Origin of the sequence: Microbispora amethystogenes (genome assembly GCF_016863015.1) — a bacterium.
GTDB classification, from domain to species: domain Bacteria; phylum Actinomycetota; class Actinomycetes; order Streptosporangiales; family Streptosporangiaceae; genus Microbispora; species Microbispora amethystogenes.
In genome coordinates this window covers 274,061-289,106 of the sequence record NZ_BOOB01000003.1, presented here as the reverse complement: position 1 = coordinate 289,106, position 15,046 = coordinate 274,061, and the positions used below count along the sequence as shown (strand labels likewise).

14 protein-coding genes are annotated in these 15,046 nt (G+C 70.0%); 7 read left to right on the top strand and 7 right to left on the bottom strand.

Features of this window, described 5'->3' with window-relative positions; translation table 11 throughout:
- Nucleotides 1–24 precede the first annotated feature (24 nt).
- From Mam01_RS37195 to Mam01_RS02455, 6 genes are all read right to left on the bottom strand, one after another.
- The gene (locus Mam01_RS37195; protein WP_204283780.1) at nt 25–612 is read right to left on the bottom strand and encodes a TetR/AcrR family transcriptional regulator; all 588 of its coding nucleotides are present in this window, start codon (nt 610–612) and stop codon (nt 25–27) included.
- A complete protein-coding gene (locus Mam01_RS02475) occupies nt 605–1,480 on the bottom strand; it encodes an alpha/beta fold hydrolase (protein WP_239100971.1) in 876 nt (291 codons plus the stop codon). The genes Mam01_RS37195 and Mam01_RS02475 overlap by 8 nt, the downstream gene beginning before the upstream one ends.
- Nucleotides 1,481–1,623: 143 nt before the next feature.
- Entirely contained in the window at nt 1,624–2,229 is a 606-nt protein-coding gene (coaE, locus tag Mam01_RS02470; protein WP_204283777.1) for a dephospho-CoA kinase, read from the bottom strand.
- A 234-nt stretch (nt 2,230–2,463) separates the two neighbouring features.
- Complete coding sequence (locus tag Mam01_RS02465; RefSeq protein WP_204283775.1) at nt 2,464–2,919, bottom strand: GNAT family N-acetyltransferase; 456 nt, start codon at nt 2,917–2,919, stop codon at nt 2,464–2,466.
- A 160-nt stretch (nt 2,920–3,079) separates the two neighbouring features.
- Nucleotides 3,080–4,558 (bottom strand): 30S ribosomal protein S1, encoded by a 1,479-nt coding sequence (gene rpsA, locus Mam01_RS02460; protein ID WP_150933164.1) that lies wholly within the window; start codon nt 4,556–4,558, stop codon nt 3,080–3,082.
- A gap of 208 nt (nt 4,559–4,766) precedes the next feature.
- Entirely contained in the window at nt 4,767–5,843 is a 1,077-nt protein-coding gene (locus Mam01_RS02455; RefSeq protein ID WP_204283772.1) for a polysaccharide deacetylase family protein, read from the bottom strand.
- Between the two features lie 74 nt (nt 5,844–5,917).
- On the opposite strand from Mam01_RS02455, the gene Mam01_RS02450 reads away from it, so the two are divergent.
- Nucleotides 5,918–6,703, top strand: coding sequence for a DUF2127 domain-containing protein (locus Mam01_RS02450; RefSeq protein WP_204283770.1), 786 nt, complete (start codon nt 5,918–5,920; stop codon nt 6,701–6,703).
- Nucleotides 6,704–6,706: 3 nt separating this feature from the next.
- Here Mam01_RS02450 and polA read toward each other — a convergent pair whose 3' ends face one another.
- The gene (gene polA, locus Mam01_RS02445; RefSeq protein ID WP_204283768.1) at nt 6,707–9,388 is read right to left on the bottom strand and encodes a DNA polymerase I; all 2,682 of its coding nucleotides are present in this window, start codon (nt 9,386–9,388) and stop codon (nt 6,707–6,709) included.
- 98 nt (nt 9,389–9,486) lie between these two features.
- On the opposite strand from polA, the gene Mam01_RS02440 reads away from it, so the two are divergent.
- From Mam01_RS02440 to Mam01_RS02415, 6 genes are all read left to right on the top strand, one after another.
- Nucleotides 9,487–9,861: a PaaI family thioesterase gene (locus tag Mam01_RS02440; RefSeq protein WP_204283969.1), complete on the top strand. Its 375-nt coding sequence runs from the start codon at nt 9,487–9,489 to the stop codon at nt 9,859–9,861.
- A gap of 588 nt (nt 9,862–10,449) precedes the next feature.
- Nucleotides 10,450–11,604: a branched-chain amino acid ABC transporter permease gene (locus Mam01_RS02435; RefSeq protein WP_225311317.1), complete on the top strand. Its 1,155-nt coding sequence runs from the start codon at nt 10,450–10,452 to the stop codon at nt 11,602–11,604.
- A 13-nt stretch (nt 11,605–11,617) separates the two neighbouring features.
- Nucleotides 11,618–12,607, top strand: a complete 990-nt coding sequence (locus tag Mam01_RS02430) for a branched-chain amino acid ABC transporter permease (protein ID WP_150933159.1) — start codon at nt 11,618–11,620, stop codon at nt 12,605–12,607.
- Nucleotides 12,597–13,526 carry an ABC transporter ATP-binding protein gene (locus Mam01_RS02425; RefSeq protein WP_204283766.1) on the top strand — a complete coding sequence of 310 codons (930 nt, stop codon included), beginning with the start codon at nt 12,597–12,599 and terminating at the stop codon, nt 13,524–13,526. The genes Mam01_RS02430 and Mam01_RS02425 overlap by 11 nt, the downstream gene beginning before the upstream one ends.
- Nucleotides 13,523–14,443 (top strand): ABC transporter ATP-binding protein, encoded by a 921-nt coding sequence (locus tag Mam01_RS02420; protein ID WP_239100970.1) that lies wholly within the window; start codon nt 13,523–13,525, stop codon nt 14,441–14,443. Before Mam01_RS02425 ends, Mam01_RS02420 begins: the two co-directional genes overlap by 4 nt.
- 120 nt (nt 14,444–14,563) lie before the next feature.
- A complete protein-coding gene (locus Mam01_RS02415; RefSeq protein ID WP_204283764.1) occupies nt 14,564–15,040 on the top strand; it encodes a hypothetical protein in 477 nt (158 codons plus the stop codon).
- Nucleotides 15,041–15,046 lie beyond the last annotated feature (6 nt).

Genomic DNA, 15,046 nt, shown 5'->3' with positions numbered 1-15,046 from the left:
CCGGAGGTCTACTGCTCGGGGGGGTCAGCGCCCGGGCGTGCTGTCGGCGGCGCTCATCTCGCGGGCGGTGCGGAGCCCGGAGACGACCATGTGGGCCAGCAGGGCGTAGCTCTCGTCCAGGTCCTCGGCGAGACGGAACGCGCCCTCCGCCTCCAGGACGGCGAAACCGTGCGTCACGGCGCGCAGGCAGCGGACCGCGTGGATCGCCGCCGAGCCCTCCAGCCCGTACGCCCGCAGCGCCGCGAGCATGACGCCGACGAGCCGGTCCCCCGCCTCGGCCGTCTCCGGCAGCGGCGCCTGGACCAGGACCGAGTAGCGGTGCGGGTGCCGGGCGGCGTACGACCGCCAGCCGTCCATCAGGGCGCGCAACGCGTCGTCGCCCGACCGGCCGAGCACCGCCTCCGCCGCGATCTCGGTCAGCTCCGCCAGCACCCGCCCGGAGACCAGGCCACGCAACTCGGCGAGGCCGCGTACGTGCTTGTAGAGCGAGGGGGTGGCGACCCCTGCCCGCCCGGCCACCGCGGACAGGGTGAGCGCGTCCGGACCCTCCTCGTCCACGATCCGCAGCGCGAGACCGACGACGGCGCCCGGAGACAGAGACGCTCTAGGCACGAGCCTCCTCCTTGAGGAACGCGAGCACGGCGGCGGCGACCTCGCCGGGGTACTGCGCGTGCGGGTAGTGCCCGGCGCCGTCGATCATCACCACCTTCCCGAGCCCGGCCGGCATGCCGGCGACCACGCCGTCCGCCTCGGCGCGGGGGTCGGCCCAGTCGGGGTCGCGGGTCCCCATGACGACCAGGGTGGCGCAGCGGACGCGGCCGAGGTGCGCGCCCGCGTCCTTCGGGGCGGACGCGCCCATCGCGCTGACCACGGCCATGCGGCCCGGCCTGCCCAGGTCGTCGCCCAGGGCGGTCAGGTAGCCCGCCCAGTCGGCGGGCTTGACGCCGGGGTAGGCGTGGCCGAGATACCTCTTCCACAGCCCGGCGCTGCGGAAGATCGCCACACCCATCAGCAGCGTCATGCCCCTGCGGTAGTGCCCGTTGCGCAGCAATCCGCCCAGGTCGGGCTGCTGCGGCCGGGTGAACGGGGCGATCTCCACGAGCGCGCCGACCAGCTCGGGCCGCCGCGCCGCCGCGATGGTGGCCGCCCCTCCGGCGAACGAGTGCCCCACGACCACGGCGGGACCGCCCAGGTGCTCGATCAGGGCGACGATGTCGTTCGCGGTGTCGGTGCGCGTGTAGGAGTCCCAGCCGAGGCTCGACTCGCCGTGCCCGCGCAGGTCCATGACCGCCACGCGGTAGCCGGCGGCGGCCAGCGCGGGCGCGAGGAAGCGGTAGGCGCGCCTGCTGTCCCCCATGCCCGGGGCCATCACGACCAGCGGGCCCTCCCCGATCACGTCGTACGCGATCTCTCCGTCGCCGATCTTCAGGAACCGCGTCACGCCGTTCTCGGTCACGTTGCCCTCCAGGCTCATTCTCATAGCCGTAAAGCTAATGGCATTAGCCAAATTCGTTAAGGCATGGCGAGGCGACAGGCCCATGGGGGGCTGTTATAGCGCGGTTGCCTTTACGTTGTAGATTCGCAGCCGGGCGCGCCTCTTTCAGGCACCGGCTTCGCCGGGGGTCAGCGCTGGGAGGAGGCGCGGGTGCTCAGGTCCTGCCAGACCCTGTCGACCTGGGCCTCCAGTTGGTCCAGGGAGCCCTCGTTGCCGATCACGATGTCGGCGATCCTCAGACGGTCCTCGCGGGAGGCCTGGGCCGCGATCCGGGCGCGCGCGTCCGCCTCGGACATGCCGCGCGACCGCAGCAGCCGCTCCAGCCGGACGTCGTCCGGCGTGTCCACGACGATCACCACGTCGTACAGGGGGGCCAGGTTGTTCTCCGCCAGCAGCGGCACGTCGTAGACGACGACCGCGTCGTCCGGGGCCTCCCGCTGCAGTTGCTCACTGCGCTCGCCCACCTTGGGGTGGACGATCCCGTTGAGGATCCGCAACTTCTCGGTGTCGGCGAAGACGATCGAGCCGAGGCGTTCCCGGTCAAGGGTTCCGTCGGGGCGGAGCACGCCCTCGCCGAACGCCGCGACGATCTGCGCGAGCCCGGGGGTGCCGGGCTCCACGACCTCTCTGGCGATCTTGTCCGCGTCGACGACGACGGCGCCGCGGGCGGCGAGCCGGCGCGACACCTCGCTCTTGCCCGAACCTATGCCGCCCGTGAGCCCAACCTTCAGCACGTCCCGCAGCCTATCGGGCAGGCTGGGGAGTGCCTGACAAAGGCTGCCCGTCGCGAGCGTGGATCCAGGTGGATGCATCGCAAGGCGGAGGAGGAGCCGATAACAGCGTTATCGGCGACGACTCCGGGCCCCGCGGAGATTCCGAGCCTGCGAGGAATCTTCGTGGGTGGGGCGACAACGCAGCGAGGCGCCACCTGGGCCACGCGCAGCAGGGCATGTTTTGTCAGGCACGACCTAGGGCTCCCGGCGCAGGTGGACCAGCATCAGGTGGTCCTGCACCCGCTCCCGCTGGGTCTCGCGGTAGCCGAGACGCCGATAGAGCCGCAGGTTCCCCTCCGACAGATGCCCCGTGAACAGGTCGAACGCCGCCGCCTCGGGCACGGCCTCGTGGATCGCGGCCAGCAGCGCGGTGCCGATCCCCTGCCCCTGCCGGTCGGGTGCGACGACGAGGCGGCCGACCAGGCACGTCGTGCCGGACAGCTGACCCCGGACCGCGCCGACCACCCGCCCGCCGTCCGTCGCTTTGAGCACGATCGCCGTCTCGATCACCGTACGCACCTGGTCGAGCGACTCCGCGAGCGGCGCGATGAACGGGTCGCCGTAAAGCTGGGCCTCGGCCACGTACGCGGCCCGCTGCAGGGTCAAAATCTCCCCGGCGTCCCCGGGCACGGCCTTCGTGATCTCCACCACGCCGCCACCCTATCGGCGATCGGCCCGGCGGCACCGGCAGGCCGGGCGCGGACAGCGGAAAGGGCCCCGCCGAAGCGGGGCCCTTCCTTTGACGTTCCGGTGTCCGGCAGGCCGTGCATCGGTCCCTTGGGACCACGCGTCAGCCCGCCGGGACCGTGTGTCAGCTCTGGCCGCCGGCCAGCTTCTCGCGCAGGGCCGCGAGGGCCTCGTCGGAGGCGAGAGCGCCACCGCCGCTGCCGCCGCTGGACTGCGAGGTGGTCTCGCCGCCCCCGCTGTAGGACGACGGAGCGGCCTCGCTGGCCGCCGCCTCCTCCTGGCGGGCCTTCTCGATCTGCGAGCGGTGGGCCTCGAAGCGGGACTGGGCCTCGGCGTACTGCCGCTCCCACTCCTCGCGCTGCTTGTCGAAGCCCTCAAGCCACTCGCCGGTCTCGGCGTCGAAGCCCTCGGGGTAGATGTAGTTGCCCTGGTCGTCGTAGGTCGCCGCCATGCCGTACAGCGTGGGGTCGAACTCGACCTCGGCGCCGACACCCTCGTTGGCCTGCTTGAGGGACAGCGAGATGCGGCGGCGGTCCAGGTCGATGTCGATGATCTTCACGAAGATCTCGTCGCCGACCTGCACGACCTGCTCCGGGATCTCCACGTGGCGCTCGGCCAGCTCGGAGATGTGGACCAGGCCCTCGATGCCCTCCTCGACCCGGACGAACGCGCCGAACGGCACCAGCTTGGTGACCCGGCCGGGCACGACCTGGCCGATCTGGTGCGTGCGGGCGAACTGCTGCCAGGGGTCCTCCTGCGTCGCCTTGAGCGACAGGGAGACCCGCTCGCGCTCCATGTCGACGTCGAGAACCTCGACGGTGACCTCCTGGCCCACCTCGACGACCTCGGACGGGTGGTCGATGTGCTTCCAGGACAGCTCCGACACGTGCACCAGACCGTCGACGCCGCCGAGGTCGACGAACGCGCCGAAGTTGACGATCGAGGACACGACGCCCTTGCGGACCTGGCCCTTCTGAAGGGTGTTGAGGAACGTCTGGCGCACCTCGGACTGGGTCTGCTCAAGCCAGGCGCGGCGCGACAGGACCACGTTGTTGCGGTTCTTGTCGAGCTCTATGATCTTCGCCTCGAGCTCGCGCCCGACGTACGGCTGCAGGTCGCGGACCCGGCGCATCTCCACGAGGGAGGCGGGGAGGAAGCCACGCAGGCCGATGTCGAGGATCAGGCCGCCCTTGACGACCTCGATGACCGTGCCGGTGACAATGCCGTCCTCGTCCTTGATCTTCTCGATCGTGCCCCAGGCGCGCTCGTACTGGGCGCGCTTCTTGGACAGGATGAGGCGGCCTTCCTTGTCCTCCTTCTGGAGGACCAGGGCCTCGACGTGCTCTCCGACCTCGACAACGTCGGCAGGGTCGACGTCGTGCTTGATCGAAAGCTCGCGGGACGGGATGACGCCCTCGGTCTTGTAGCCAATGTCGAGCAAGACCTCGTCTCGATCGACCTTGACGACGGTGCCTTCAACGATGTCGCCGTCGTTGAAGTACTTGATGGTCTCGTCGATCGCGGCGAGGAAGGCCTCCTCGGAACCGATGTCGTTGACCGCTACCTGCGGGGTGCTCGAGGTGGCCTCAGTGCTGCTCGTCATGTGTGGAATTGCTCCGAACCGGACAGATGTCGTTGTGACAGAAGCGCGGCGGGCCTGTTTTCGTTCACCGGGGTGCCGTTTGTTCCTGGTAGCGACCAGATGACCGAGCGCGAGCCCGCTCCGTCCGTGACGCGCGCGAGCCCACAGCGCAGCGATCAGCATATGAGACATGGCGAGCCGGGTCAATCCGAGGCATCCGGACGTTCGCCTAGTACGTGATCACCGACGTGGCCCGGCCCGGCGAGAGCGTTGCCCGGAGTTTGCGCGGCACCGACACCCGCTCCGGATCGCCGTCCGACGTGTAACGCTCTCTTGGGTGTTTGCCGAGCCACTCCAGCCAGTAGGTCGTGCACCACCGCCGGCAGTCCCCGCGTTTTCCGTTGGACTGGATCCTCGGGATCGCGTAGCGCGGGAAACTTTTCGCGAAGGGCGAAACCGTGGGCTGCGCTCCGGCCAGGAAGACGGCGTCGAAGTCGTACCGCGTGCCGTCCCACTTCCCTTCGTGCGCCCGGCTCAGCTTCCTCGGGCGCGACCCGTACGGCAGCGCGAAGGTGGCCGAGGGCGGCGCGCCGATCTTCTTCAGCAGCCGCTCCTGCCGGACGATCTGCTCGCTCACCCCCTTGTTCGACAGCCGGTGGAGATCGGGGTGGGAGTAGGTGTGGTTGGCCACCTCGAAGCCGTGGTCGAGCAGCCACTTCACGGCCTTCTTCTGCTCCGCCCGGTCACGCAGGCCGAACGGGTCCCGGTTGACCCAGAAGGTCGCCGTGGGCCGGAAGTTCGGATACTTCGCGGCAACCTCGTAGATGACCCCGACGGCCGTGTCGTTCTTCGGCATGCCGTTCCGGTCCGTCGCGAAGTGGCTGGGATGGCCGTCGTCGAAGGTCAGGACGACGGGATGGGTCCCGGCGGGGATGTCGATCCTCCCGGCGACCAGTTCGGCCGCGGTGATCGGCACGTAGTCGCTCTTGGCCAGGCGCTCCAGTTCCTTGCGCAACTGGCCGGGGGTCCGGTCGATCGAGGCGATCCGCTTGGGCAGGATGCGGTGATACATGATCACCGGAATCAGCCCGGCCTCGTTCGCCTTGACCTTCTTCGCCGACTCCGCGGTCGCGCGCACGGGCGCCGCGCTGGGCTGCGCCGACGAGGCGGGCGGCTGGGACCGGACCTTCGACCGGCCGTCCCCCTGGACCCCGCCTCCCGGTGACCGGGTCAGCAGCACGAGCACGACGAGGCCGACCACGACGATGACGACGGTGGCGACGGCGATACTGGCGGCGACGGTCATCCGGGCAAGGTTGCGCACAGTTATTTGACCTTACTGCCCGCCGTGTCCCTATTCATCTGTGTTGCAATTTTTCTGTGGACTGGAGCCTGCGTGCCTGCGGACGGCACGGACACGTCACCTACGCGCCGGACGAGGAGGCGCTGCGGGCCCGGCTACGCGCCGATACCCCGCTCGGAGAGGCATGGCGCTGCCTGCGCTGCGGCGACTTCACCCTGGGCCCGCCGCGCGGCGCGGGACCGGCCGGGGACGCGCCGGTCGTGCTGCGCGGCCGGGCGCTGCGCGACGCCGCCGTGCTGCGGACGATCGCCGTCTTCCGCTGGGCCAAGGCGGTGCTCGTGCTGGGCGGCGCGTACGGCGTCTGGCGGTTCCGCGCGCATCACGACGCCGTGCGGCGGGCGTTCGACGAGGACCTCCCGCTGATCGAACCGCTGGCCCACCGGCTCGGGTGGAACCTCGACCAGTCGGGTGTGGTGCACACCCTGCGGACCGTGCTGGCCGCGCGCACGAGCACCCTGGCCGGGATCGTCCTCGCCCTTCTCGCCCTCGCGGCGCTGATGCTCGTCGAGGGCGCCGGCCTGTGGCTGCTCAAGCGCTGGGGAGAGTACTTCTCGGTGATCGTGACCTCGGCGTTCATCCCGGTGGAGATCTACGAGATCGCCGAGAAGGTGAGCCCGTTCCGCATCGTGCTCCTGCTGATCAACATCGCGGCCGTCCTGTACATCGCCCTGAGCAAACGCCTGTTCGGCCTGCGCGGCGGGCGGACGGCCTACGAGGCGGAACGGCACGAGGCCAGCCTGCTGGAGGTCGAGGAGGCCGGCCTGGCCAGGGCCGGACGGGCCCACAGGCCCGCCCGCCCATGACCGTCAGTGGCCGGCGTCCTCCCAGGTGGCGCCGACGCCGACGCCGACCTCCAGCGGCACGCTCAGGTCGTAGGCCCGGCACATCCGCTGCCGCACGATCTCGGTGAGCTCCTCCAGCTCACCCGGCGCGACCTCGAACACCAGCTCGTCGTGGACCTGGAGCAGCATGCGGGAGCGCATGCCCGCGATCGCCTCCTGCACGTCGAGCATGGCGACCTTGATGATGTCGGCGGCCGAGCCCTGGATCGGCGCGTTGAGCGCCATCCGCTCGGCCATCTCCCGGCGCTGCCGGTTGTCGCTGGTGAGATCGGGCAGGTAGCGGCGGCGGCCGAGGATGGTCTCGGTGTAGCCGTCCTTGCGGGCCCGGGCGACGATCGCCTCCAGGTAGTCGCGGACGCCGCCGAACTCCTCGAAGTACTCCTCCTTGAGCGCCCGCGCCTCCGCCACCGGGATGTTGAGCTGCCCCGAGAGCCCGAAGTCGGACAGCCCGTAGGCGAGGCCGTAGTTCATCGCCTTGATCCGGGCCCGCAGGTCGGCGTCCACCTGCTCGGGCGGCAGGTCGAAGACCCGCGACGCGGTCGCCTTGTGGAAGTCGTGCCCGGACTCGAACGCCGCGATCAGCGACTCGTCCCGCGACATGTGGGCCATGATCCGCAGCTCGATCTGGCTGTAGTCGGCGGTCAGCAGCGTCTCGTAGCCCTCCCCCACCACGAAGCCCCTGCGGATGCGGCGGCCCTCCAGAGTGCGGATCGGGATGTTCTGCAGGTTCGGCTTCTCGCTCGACAGCCGCCCGGTGGCCGCCACGATCTGGTTGAACGTGGTGTGGATCCGCCCGTCGTCGGAGATCTCCTTGATCAGGCCCTCGACCGTGGTGCGCAGCTTGGTCTGGTCGCGGTGGCGCAGCAGGATCACCGGAAGCTCGTTGTCGGTCTGCTGGGCCAGCCACGCGAGCGCGTCGGCGTCGGTCGTGTAACCGGTCTTGATCTTCTTCGTCTTCGGCAGGCCGAGCTTGCCGAACAGGATCTCCTGCAGCTGCTTGGGCGAGCCGAGGTTGAACTGCTCCCCCACGGCCTGGTGGGCGGCCTCGGTCGCCTGCTTGACCGCCGCGCCGAACTCGGCCTCCAGCCCCGCGAAGTACTCCCGGTCGGCGGCGATGCCGGCCCGCTCCATCTCGGCCAGCACGCGCACCAGCGGCAGCTCGACGTCGGTCACCAGGCGCGTGCCGCCACGCTTGGACAGGTGGCCCTCCAGCGCGTCGGCGAGATCGCGCACGGCCTGGGCGCGCAGGGCCAGATCTCTGGCCACGCCCTCGTCGGCGTCCTCGAACAGCGACGTCTGACCGCCGGGGGCGGACTCCGCCCGCAGCTCCCGATGGATGTAGCGCAACACCAGGTCGTCGAGCGGGAACGACCGCTGCCCCGGCATGGCCAGGTAGGCGGCGAGCGCGGTGTCGCAGGTCAGGCCGCGCAGGTCGTGGCCCTGCGCCCACAGCGCCAGCAGGGCGCCCTTCGCGTCGTGCACGGCCTTCGGCCGGCTCTCGTCGGCCAGCCACGCGCCCAGCGCCGCCTCGTCCTCCTCGGTGAGCCGGGTGGGGTCGAGGTAGGCGGCGCCGCCGGGGGCGGCGATCGCGATGCCGTCGAGCCGCCCGGTGCCGCTGCCGTACGTGGCCTTGAAGGCCAGCCCGGCGCGGTCGGCCGGGAGGGCGGCGAGCCACGCCGCCACCTGGCCCGGCTCCGGCACGGTCACCTCCAGCTCGAAGCCCTCGCCGGCCTCCGGCTCGGTGGTGCCGAGGGTCTTGAACAGCCGCTCCCGCAGCTCGCCCCGGATCTGCAGCGAGTCGAGGAGCTTGTTGACCTCCTCGCGGTCCCACAGGCCCATGGTCAGCGCGGACACCTCGGCGTCGACCGGCGCGTCGCGCTTCAACTCGGTCAGCATCCGGTTGTGGATCACCTGGCCGAGGTGCTCGCGGAGCTTGTCGCCGGCCTTGCCCTTCACCTCGTCGGCCCGCCGGACCAGCTCGTCGAGGGAGCCGAACTCCGCGATCCACTTGGTGGCGGTCTTCTCCCCCACGCTCGGGATGTTCGGCAGGTTGTCGCTCGGGTCGCCGCGCAGGGCCGCGAAGTCCGGGTACTGCGCGGGGGTCAGGCCGTACTTCTCGATCACGGCCTCGGGGGTGAACCGGGTCATGTCGCTGATGCCGCGCCGGGTCATCAGCACCGTGACCTTGTCGTTCACGAGCTGGAGCGCGTCACGGTCGCCGGTGACGACGAGCACGCTCATGTCCTCGGCCGAGGCCCGGGTCGCCAGCGTCGCGATCACGTCGTCCGCCTCGAAGCCCGCCAGCGACAGGCGGGGGATCCGCAGCGCGTCGAGCAGCTCGAAGATGAGCTGCATCTGGCCGCGGAAGTCCTCCGGCGTCTCCGCCCGGTTCGCCTTGTACGGCTCGTACGCCTCGTGCCGGAAGGTGGGCTCGCTGCGGTCGAAGCAGACCGCGATGTGGCTCGGCTGCTCGTCACGCAGGATGTTGGCCAGCATCGAGGTGAAGCCGTAGACGGCCTCGGTGTGCTGACCGTCCGTGGTCATGAGATTGGCGTCCTTCAGCGCGTAGAACGCGCGATAGGCGAGGGAATGCCCGTCCAGGAGCAGCAGACACGGACGGGTGGGGGTCGCTTCACTCTTCGGCACACCCGCAGCCTAGTCTCCCTCTACGACAGAAAACCCGTGGTCTTCCCACCGGAGGCGTCCCCTTGACCTTGACGAATCCCGACGAGTTCGTGGCGGAGATGAACGCCTCACCGGGCCTGCACCGGCGCATGGGCATCGAGTTCCTGGAGGCGAGCGCGGAGCGGGTGGTCGGCCGCATGCCCGTCGAGGGCAACACCCAGCCGTACGGCCTGCTGCACGGCGGCGCCTCGTGCGTGCTGGCCGAGACGCTCGGCTCGACCGGCGCCGCCCTGCACGCCGGGCCGGGACGCAGGGTCGTCGGCATCGAGATCAACGCCACCCACCACCGCGCCGCCACCTCGGGGCACGTCACCGCCGTCGCCACCCGGGTGCACGGCGGGCGCACGCTCGCGACGTACGCCATCGAGATCACCGACGGCGAGGGCCGGATGGTGTGCACGTCCCGTCTCACCTGTCTCATCAGGCCTGAATGAGCGGGCCCGCGCCCGCCCCGGGAGGCCGGCATGCGGACAAGAGGCGCAACCGACTTTCGGCACGCATTGAGGGCCAAACCGGAACGGCTTGCGACTCTCTTTGCACGCGGGTCGCTCCGGTCGCTAGCGTTGTGGCTCCAGAGCCCGTGGGGAACCGAGTAGACAACGTGCGGAGCCGGGGAAGCTGTGTACGGTCCCAAAGGTCACCCCACGGGCTCATCGTCGCTCCGCGCCGTCCGTTCTCCAGCACCGTCGCCTCGAATGACTCATGACAGCCCGCTGACCTGCGAAAGCTTTTCTCACGTCAGTGACACACCATGGTCACCGATTGGTGACGAAGAACCCTGAACCGGGCGTCCCAGGCTTATGCTCCGGCCACAACGAGACAGAACCTGTCCGACGTTGCGCGTCCGCAGTTGGGGCACGACCCCGCCACGACCTGAATCAGAGGGAGCACCATTGCGCAGAGCCGTGATCGCGTTCACGGCCTTCATGGGTGGACTCGTCTTTCTCCTCACCGCCCCCGCGTGGGCGGACGGAGAGGCACTGAAGGGCACACTCCAAAACCAAGGCCAGCCGGTGAACGGCGTGAAGATCAGTGTGGTGGCGGAGGACGGCAAACCCGTCGACGACGCCACCTCGGGTGCCGACGGCAAGTGGGAGGTGCCCGTCCCCAAGGCGGGCAAGTACAAGGTCACCCTGGACACCTCCACGCTCCCCGCGGGGGTCGCCCTGAAGTTCCAGAACAGGTCCACGCTCGACGTGCAGGTGTACGACGGCAGCGTACGGAACGTCCTGTTCGCCCTCGTGCCGGCCGGTGCCAAGGGCGGCGCCGCGCCCGCCGACGACGGGGGGACCTCCTTCTGGGACCGGGTCGCGCAGCTCACCTTCGAGGGCTTCAACCTCGGGCTCATCATCGCCCTCGCCGCCATGGGCCTGTCGCTGGTGTTCGGCACCACCGGCCTCACCAACTTCGCCCACGGCGAGCTGCTCACGTTCGGCGCGATGTGCGCCTACTTCTTCAACGTCGTCGTGGGGGTCCACCTCGTCTGGGCCGCGCTGATCTCCGTCGTGATCGGCGGGATCTTCGGGTACGGGCAGGACCGGTTCTTCTGGGGACGGCTGCGCAGGAGAGGCAGCAGCCTCGTGGCCATGATGATCATCTCGATCGGCCTGGCCCTGTTCCTGCGGTACGTCTTCCTGTTCTTCTTCGGCGGTGAGGGCGCGCCGTACGCCGACTACAACGCCCAGCCGGGCATCCAGGTCGGCCCGATCTCCGCCGCGCCGAAGAACTTCGTCGCCATGGGCATCGAGCTCCTCGTGCTCGTGATCGTCGGCCTCGCGCTGCTCAAGACCCGCATCGGCAAGGCCGCCCGCGCGGTCGCCGACAACCCCGCGCTGGCCGCCTCCTCCGGCATCAACGTCGACCGGGTCATCCGGATCATCTGGACCGTCGGCGGAGCGATCGCGTCGCTCGCGGGCATCATGCTCGGCCTGTCGCAGAACGTCAGCTACCAGATGGGCTTCCAGATCCTGCTGCTCGTCTTCGCGGGGGTCACCCTCGGCGGGCTCGGCACCGCGTTCGGCGCCCTCGTCGGCTCCATCGTCGTCGGCCTGTTCATCCAGCTGTCCACCGTCGTGGTGCCGACCGAGCTGAAGACCGTCGGCGCGCTGCTGGTGCTCATCCTCGTCATGCTCTTCCGGCCGCAGGGCATTCTCGGCCGGCGCGAGCGCATCGGCTGATCGGAGACCACACGTGGACTGGAACGCAATCCTCATCACCACGGTCAAGGCCTCGATCGGCCTGGAGACCGTCGTCTACGCGCTCGCCGCGATCGGCGTCAACATCCAGTTCGGCTACGCCGGGCTGCTCAACTTCGGCCAGGCGGCCTTCCTCGGCGTCGCCGCGTACGGCATGGCCGTCACGGTGGCCACCTTCCACCTGCCGTTCTGGCTGGGCATCGCGATCGGCCTGGCCGCCACCGTCGTGCTGGCCTTCCTGCTCGGCATCCCGACCCTGCGGCTGCGGGCCGACTACCTCGCCATCGTCACCATCGCGGCGGCCGAGATCGTCCGGCTCGTCTTCAGATCGGTGAAGTTCAGCAGCGTCTTCGGCGGCTCGGACGGCCGCCAGAACTTCTCCGGCGACTTCTTCGCGATGAACCCCTACTCCCCCGGCACGTACGGCATCGGCCCGATCAGCTTCAACGAGCGGGTGACCTGGATCCTGACCGTCGGCTGGGTGCTCATCGCGATCTGCTGCGGGCTGGTCTACCTGCTCATGAAGAGCCCGTGGGGCCGCGTGCTCAAGGCCATCCGCGAGGACGAGGACGCCGTGCGCAGCCTCGGCAAGAACGTCTTCTCCTACAAGATGCAGGCGCTGGTGCTCGGCGGCCTGGTCGGCTGCCTCGGCGGCTTCCTGTTCGCGCTCGGCCAGGCGTCGGTGCAGCCCGACCTGTTCAGCACCGAGTTCACGTTCTACGCGTACACGATCGTGATCCTCGGCGGCGCGGCCCGCGTCTTCAGCCCCGTCGTCGGCGCCGCGATCTTCTGGGTGCTGCTGGTCTTCGTCGGGAACACGCTCAGTGAGGCCGTCTCGGCCGGAATGCTCCCCTCGCTGTTCACCGTGAACAACATCGGCGCCGTCCGGTTCATGCTGGTCGGCCTCGGCCTGATGCTCCTGCTCATCTTCCGGCCCCAGGGCATCTTCGGCGACAAGAGGGAGATCGCGCTCGATGCACGCTGACAGCACCACGACGAGGAAGGCGGCGGCGCTGGCGGCCTTCGCGGGCCTCGATCGCGAGCCGGGGGTCGCCAAGCCCGACCCCATCCTCGTCGTCGACAACGTCGTACGCCGTTTCGGCGGCCTCACCGCCGTCGACGTCGCCCACCTGGAGATCCAGCGCGGCTCGATCACCGCGCTCATCGGGCCGAACGGCGCCGGCAAGACGACGTTCTTCAACCAGCTCACGGGCTTCGACAGCGCCGACGAGGGGTCCTGGGCCTTCAACGGCAAGCAGCTCAAGGGCGTGCCCGCGCACCGGGTGGCCCGCACGGGCATGGTGCGCACGTTCCAGCTCACCAAGGCGCTGTCGAAGCTCACGGTGATGGAGAACATGCGGCTCGGCGCGCAGAACCAGCGCGGGGAGAACTTCTTCCGCGCGCTCGTCCCGGGCAGCTGGCGCCAGCAGGAGGACGAGATCACCGAGCGGGCCGAGGAGCTTCTCGAACGCTTCAAGCTCAACACCAAGCGCGACGACTTCGCGGGCTCGCTGTCCGGCGGCCAGCGCAAGCTGCTGGAGATGGCCCGGGCGCTGATGGTCGGCCCCGAGCTGGTCATGCTGGACGAGCCCATGGCGGGCGTGAACCCGGCCCTCACCCAGTCGCTCCTCGCGCACGTGAAGGACCTGCGCGAGGAGGGCATGACCGTGCTCTTCGTCGAGCACGACATGGACATGGTCCGCGACATCAGCGACTGGGTCGTGGTGATGGCGCAGGGGGCCGTGATCGCGGAGGGGCCGCCGGACACCATCATGTCCGACCAGCGGGTGGTCGACGCGTACCTGGGCGCCCACCACGACGCGCCGATGTCGGCGGAGGAGTTCGAGGAGCAGCTGCAGGAGGCCGAGGCCGAGCTGGAAGCCGAGATCGAGGAGAAGGCATGAGCGCAGCCGAGCCGGACCGCTCCGTCACACCGGAGGACGCCGTCACACCGGACGGCACCGTCGAGCCGGAGCCGGCCGAGGCGGCGTCCGCGTCGTCGGACGCCTCGTCGGACGCCTCGACGGACACGGAGGCCGGTGACGAGAGCGTCTCGCGGGCGGCCGTCACCGACCGCTCCGAGCACGTCGCCGGGGCCGAGAGCGCGCTGCTGCGCGCCGACGAGCTGTACGCGGGCTACATCCCGGGCGTCAACATCCTCAACGGCACCGACCTGTACGTGAAGAAGGGCGAGCTGATCGGCATCATCGGCCCCAACGGCGCCGGAAAGTCGACCCTGCTCAAGACCCTGTTCGGGCTCGTGCCCGTACGCAGCGGCTCGGTCACCCTGGACGGCGAGGACATCACCAACCTCAAGGCGCACGCGCTGGTGTCCCGGGGGGTGGGCTACGTCCCGCAGACGAACAACGTCTTCCCCAGCCTCACCATCGAGGAGAACCTGGAGATGGGCGCCTTCCAGGTGCCCGGCAGGTTCAAGGAGCGGTTCGAGTTCGTCTGCGAGATCTTCCCCGCCCTGCGGGAGCGCCGCAAGCAGCGCGCGGGCTCGCTGTCCGGCGGTGAGCGGCAGATGGTGGCCATGGGCCGCGCGCTGATGACGGAGCCGTCGGTCCTGCTGCTCGACGAGCCCTCCGCGGGCCTGTCGCCCAAGCTCCAGGACCTGGTCTTCATCCAGGCCCAGCAGATCAACAAGGCCGGCGTCACCGTGATCATGGTGGAGCAGAACGCCCGCCGCTGCCTGCAGATCTGCCACCGCGGCTACGTGCTCGACCAGGGACGCAACGCCTACATGGCCAGCGGCCGCGACCTGATCAACGACCCCAAGGTCATCCAGCTCTACCTGGGCACGCTCGCGCGGGCCTGAGCCCGGCGGCACGACCCCCTTCGCAGGACCCCGGCGGAAACTTCTCCGCCGGGGTCCTCGTCGTGGAGCTGTGACCGGATCCGCATCCGTCCGGCATCCTTCGCGCGCACAATGAGGCGTATGACGCGAAGCTTCCCACGGGCGGCGGTGGTCGTCACAACGGTCACCACGCTCGTCGTGAACCTGTCCGCCTGCCAGGCCCCGGATCGCGCGCCCGCGCCGCGTGCCGCGACCACCTCGCCGGACGCCGCCGGCGCCGTCTACGTGACCGGGGCGAAGGCCGGGGACGACCCCTGCGCCCGCGTCGTGTCGGCCATCGGCTATCTGGGGCTGTCGCTGCTGCCCGCCGGGCAGGAGGAGGCCCAGCACTGGGACGGCGACGTGCGCGGCCGGTTCGGTTACCTCCGCGGGACGCTGGCGATGTACGGCCCAGGGCTGCCCGCCCCGGCCGCTCCGGCCGTCGCGGCCGTCGACGACCTCGCCGGAACCCTCTCCCTCGCCCGTACGGCGGACTCCCGGCGGCCCCGCCTGCTGCGCGAGTACCGTACGGCGGCCGCCGCCGTCCTCACCGCCTGCGGCCGTCCCTCACCCGGATAACGCAGC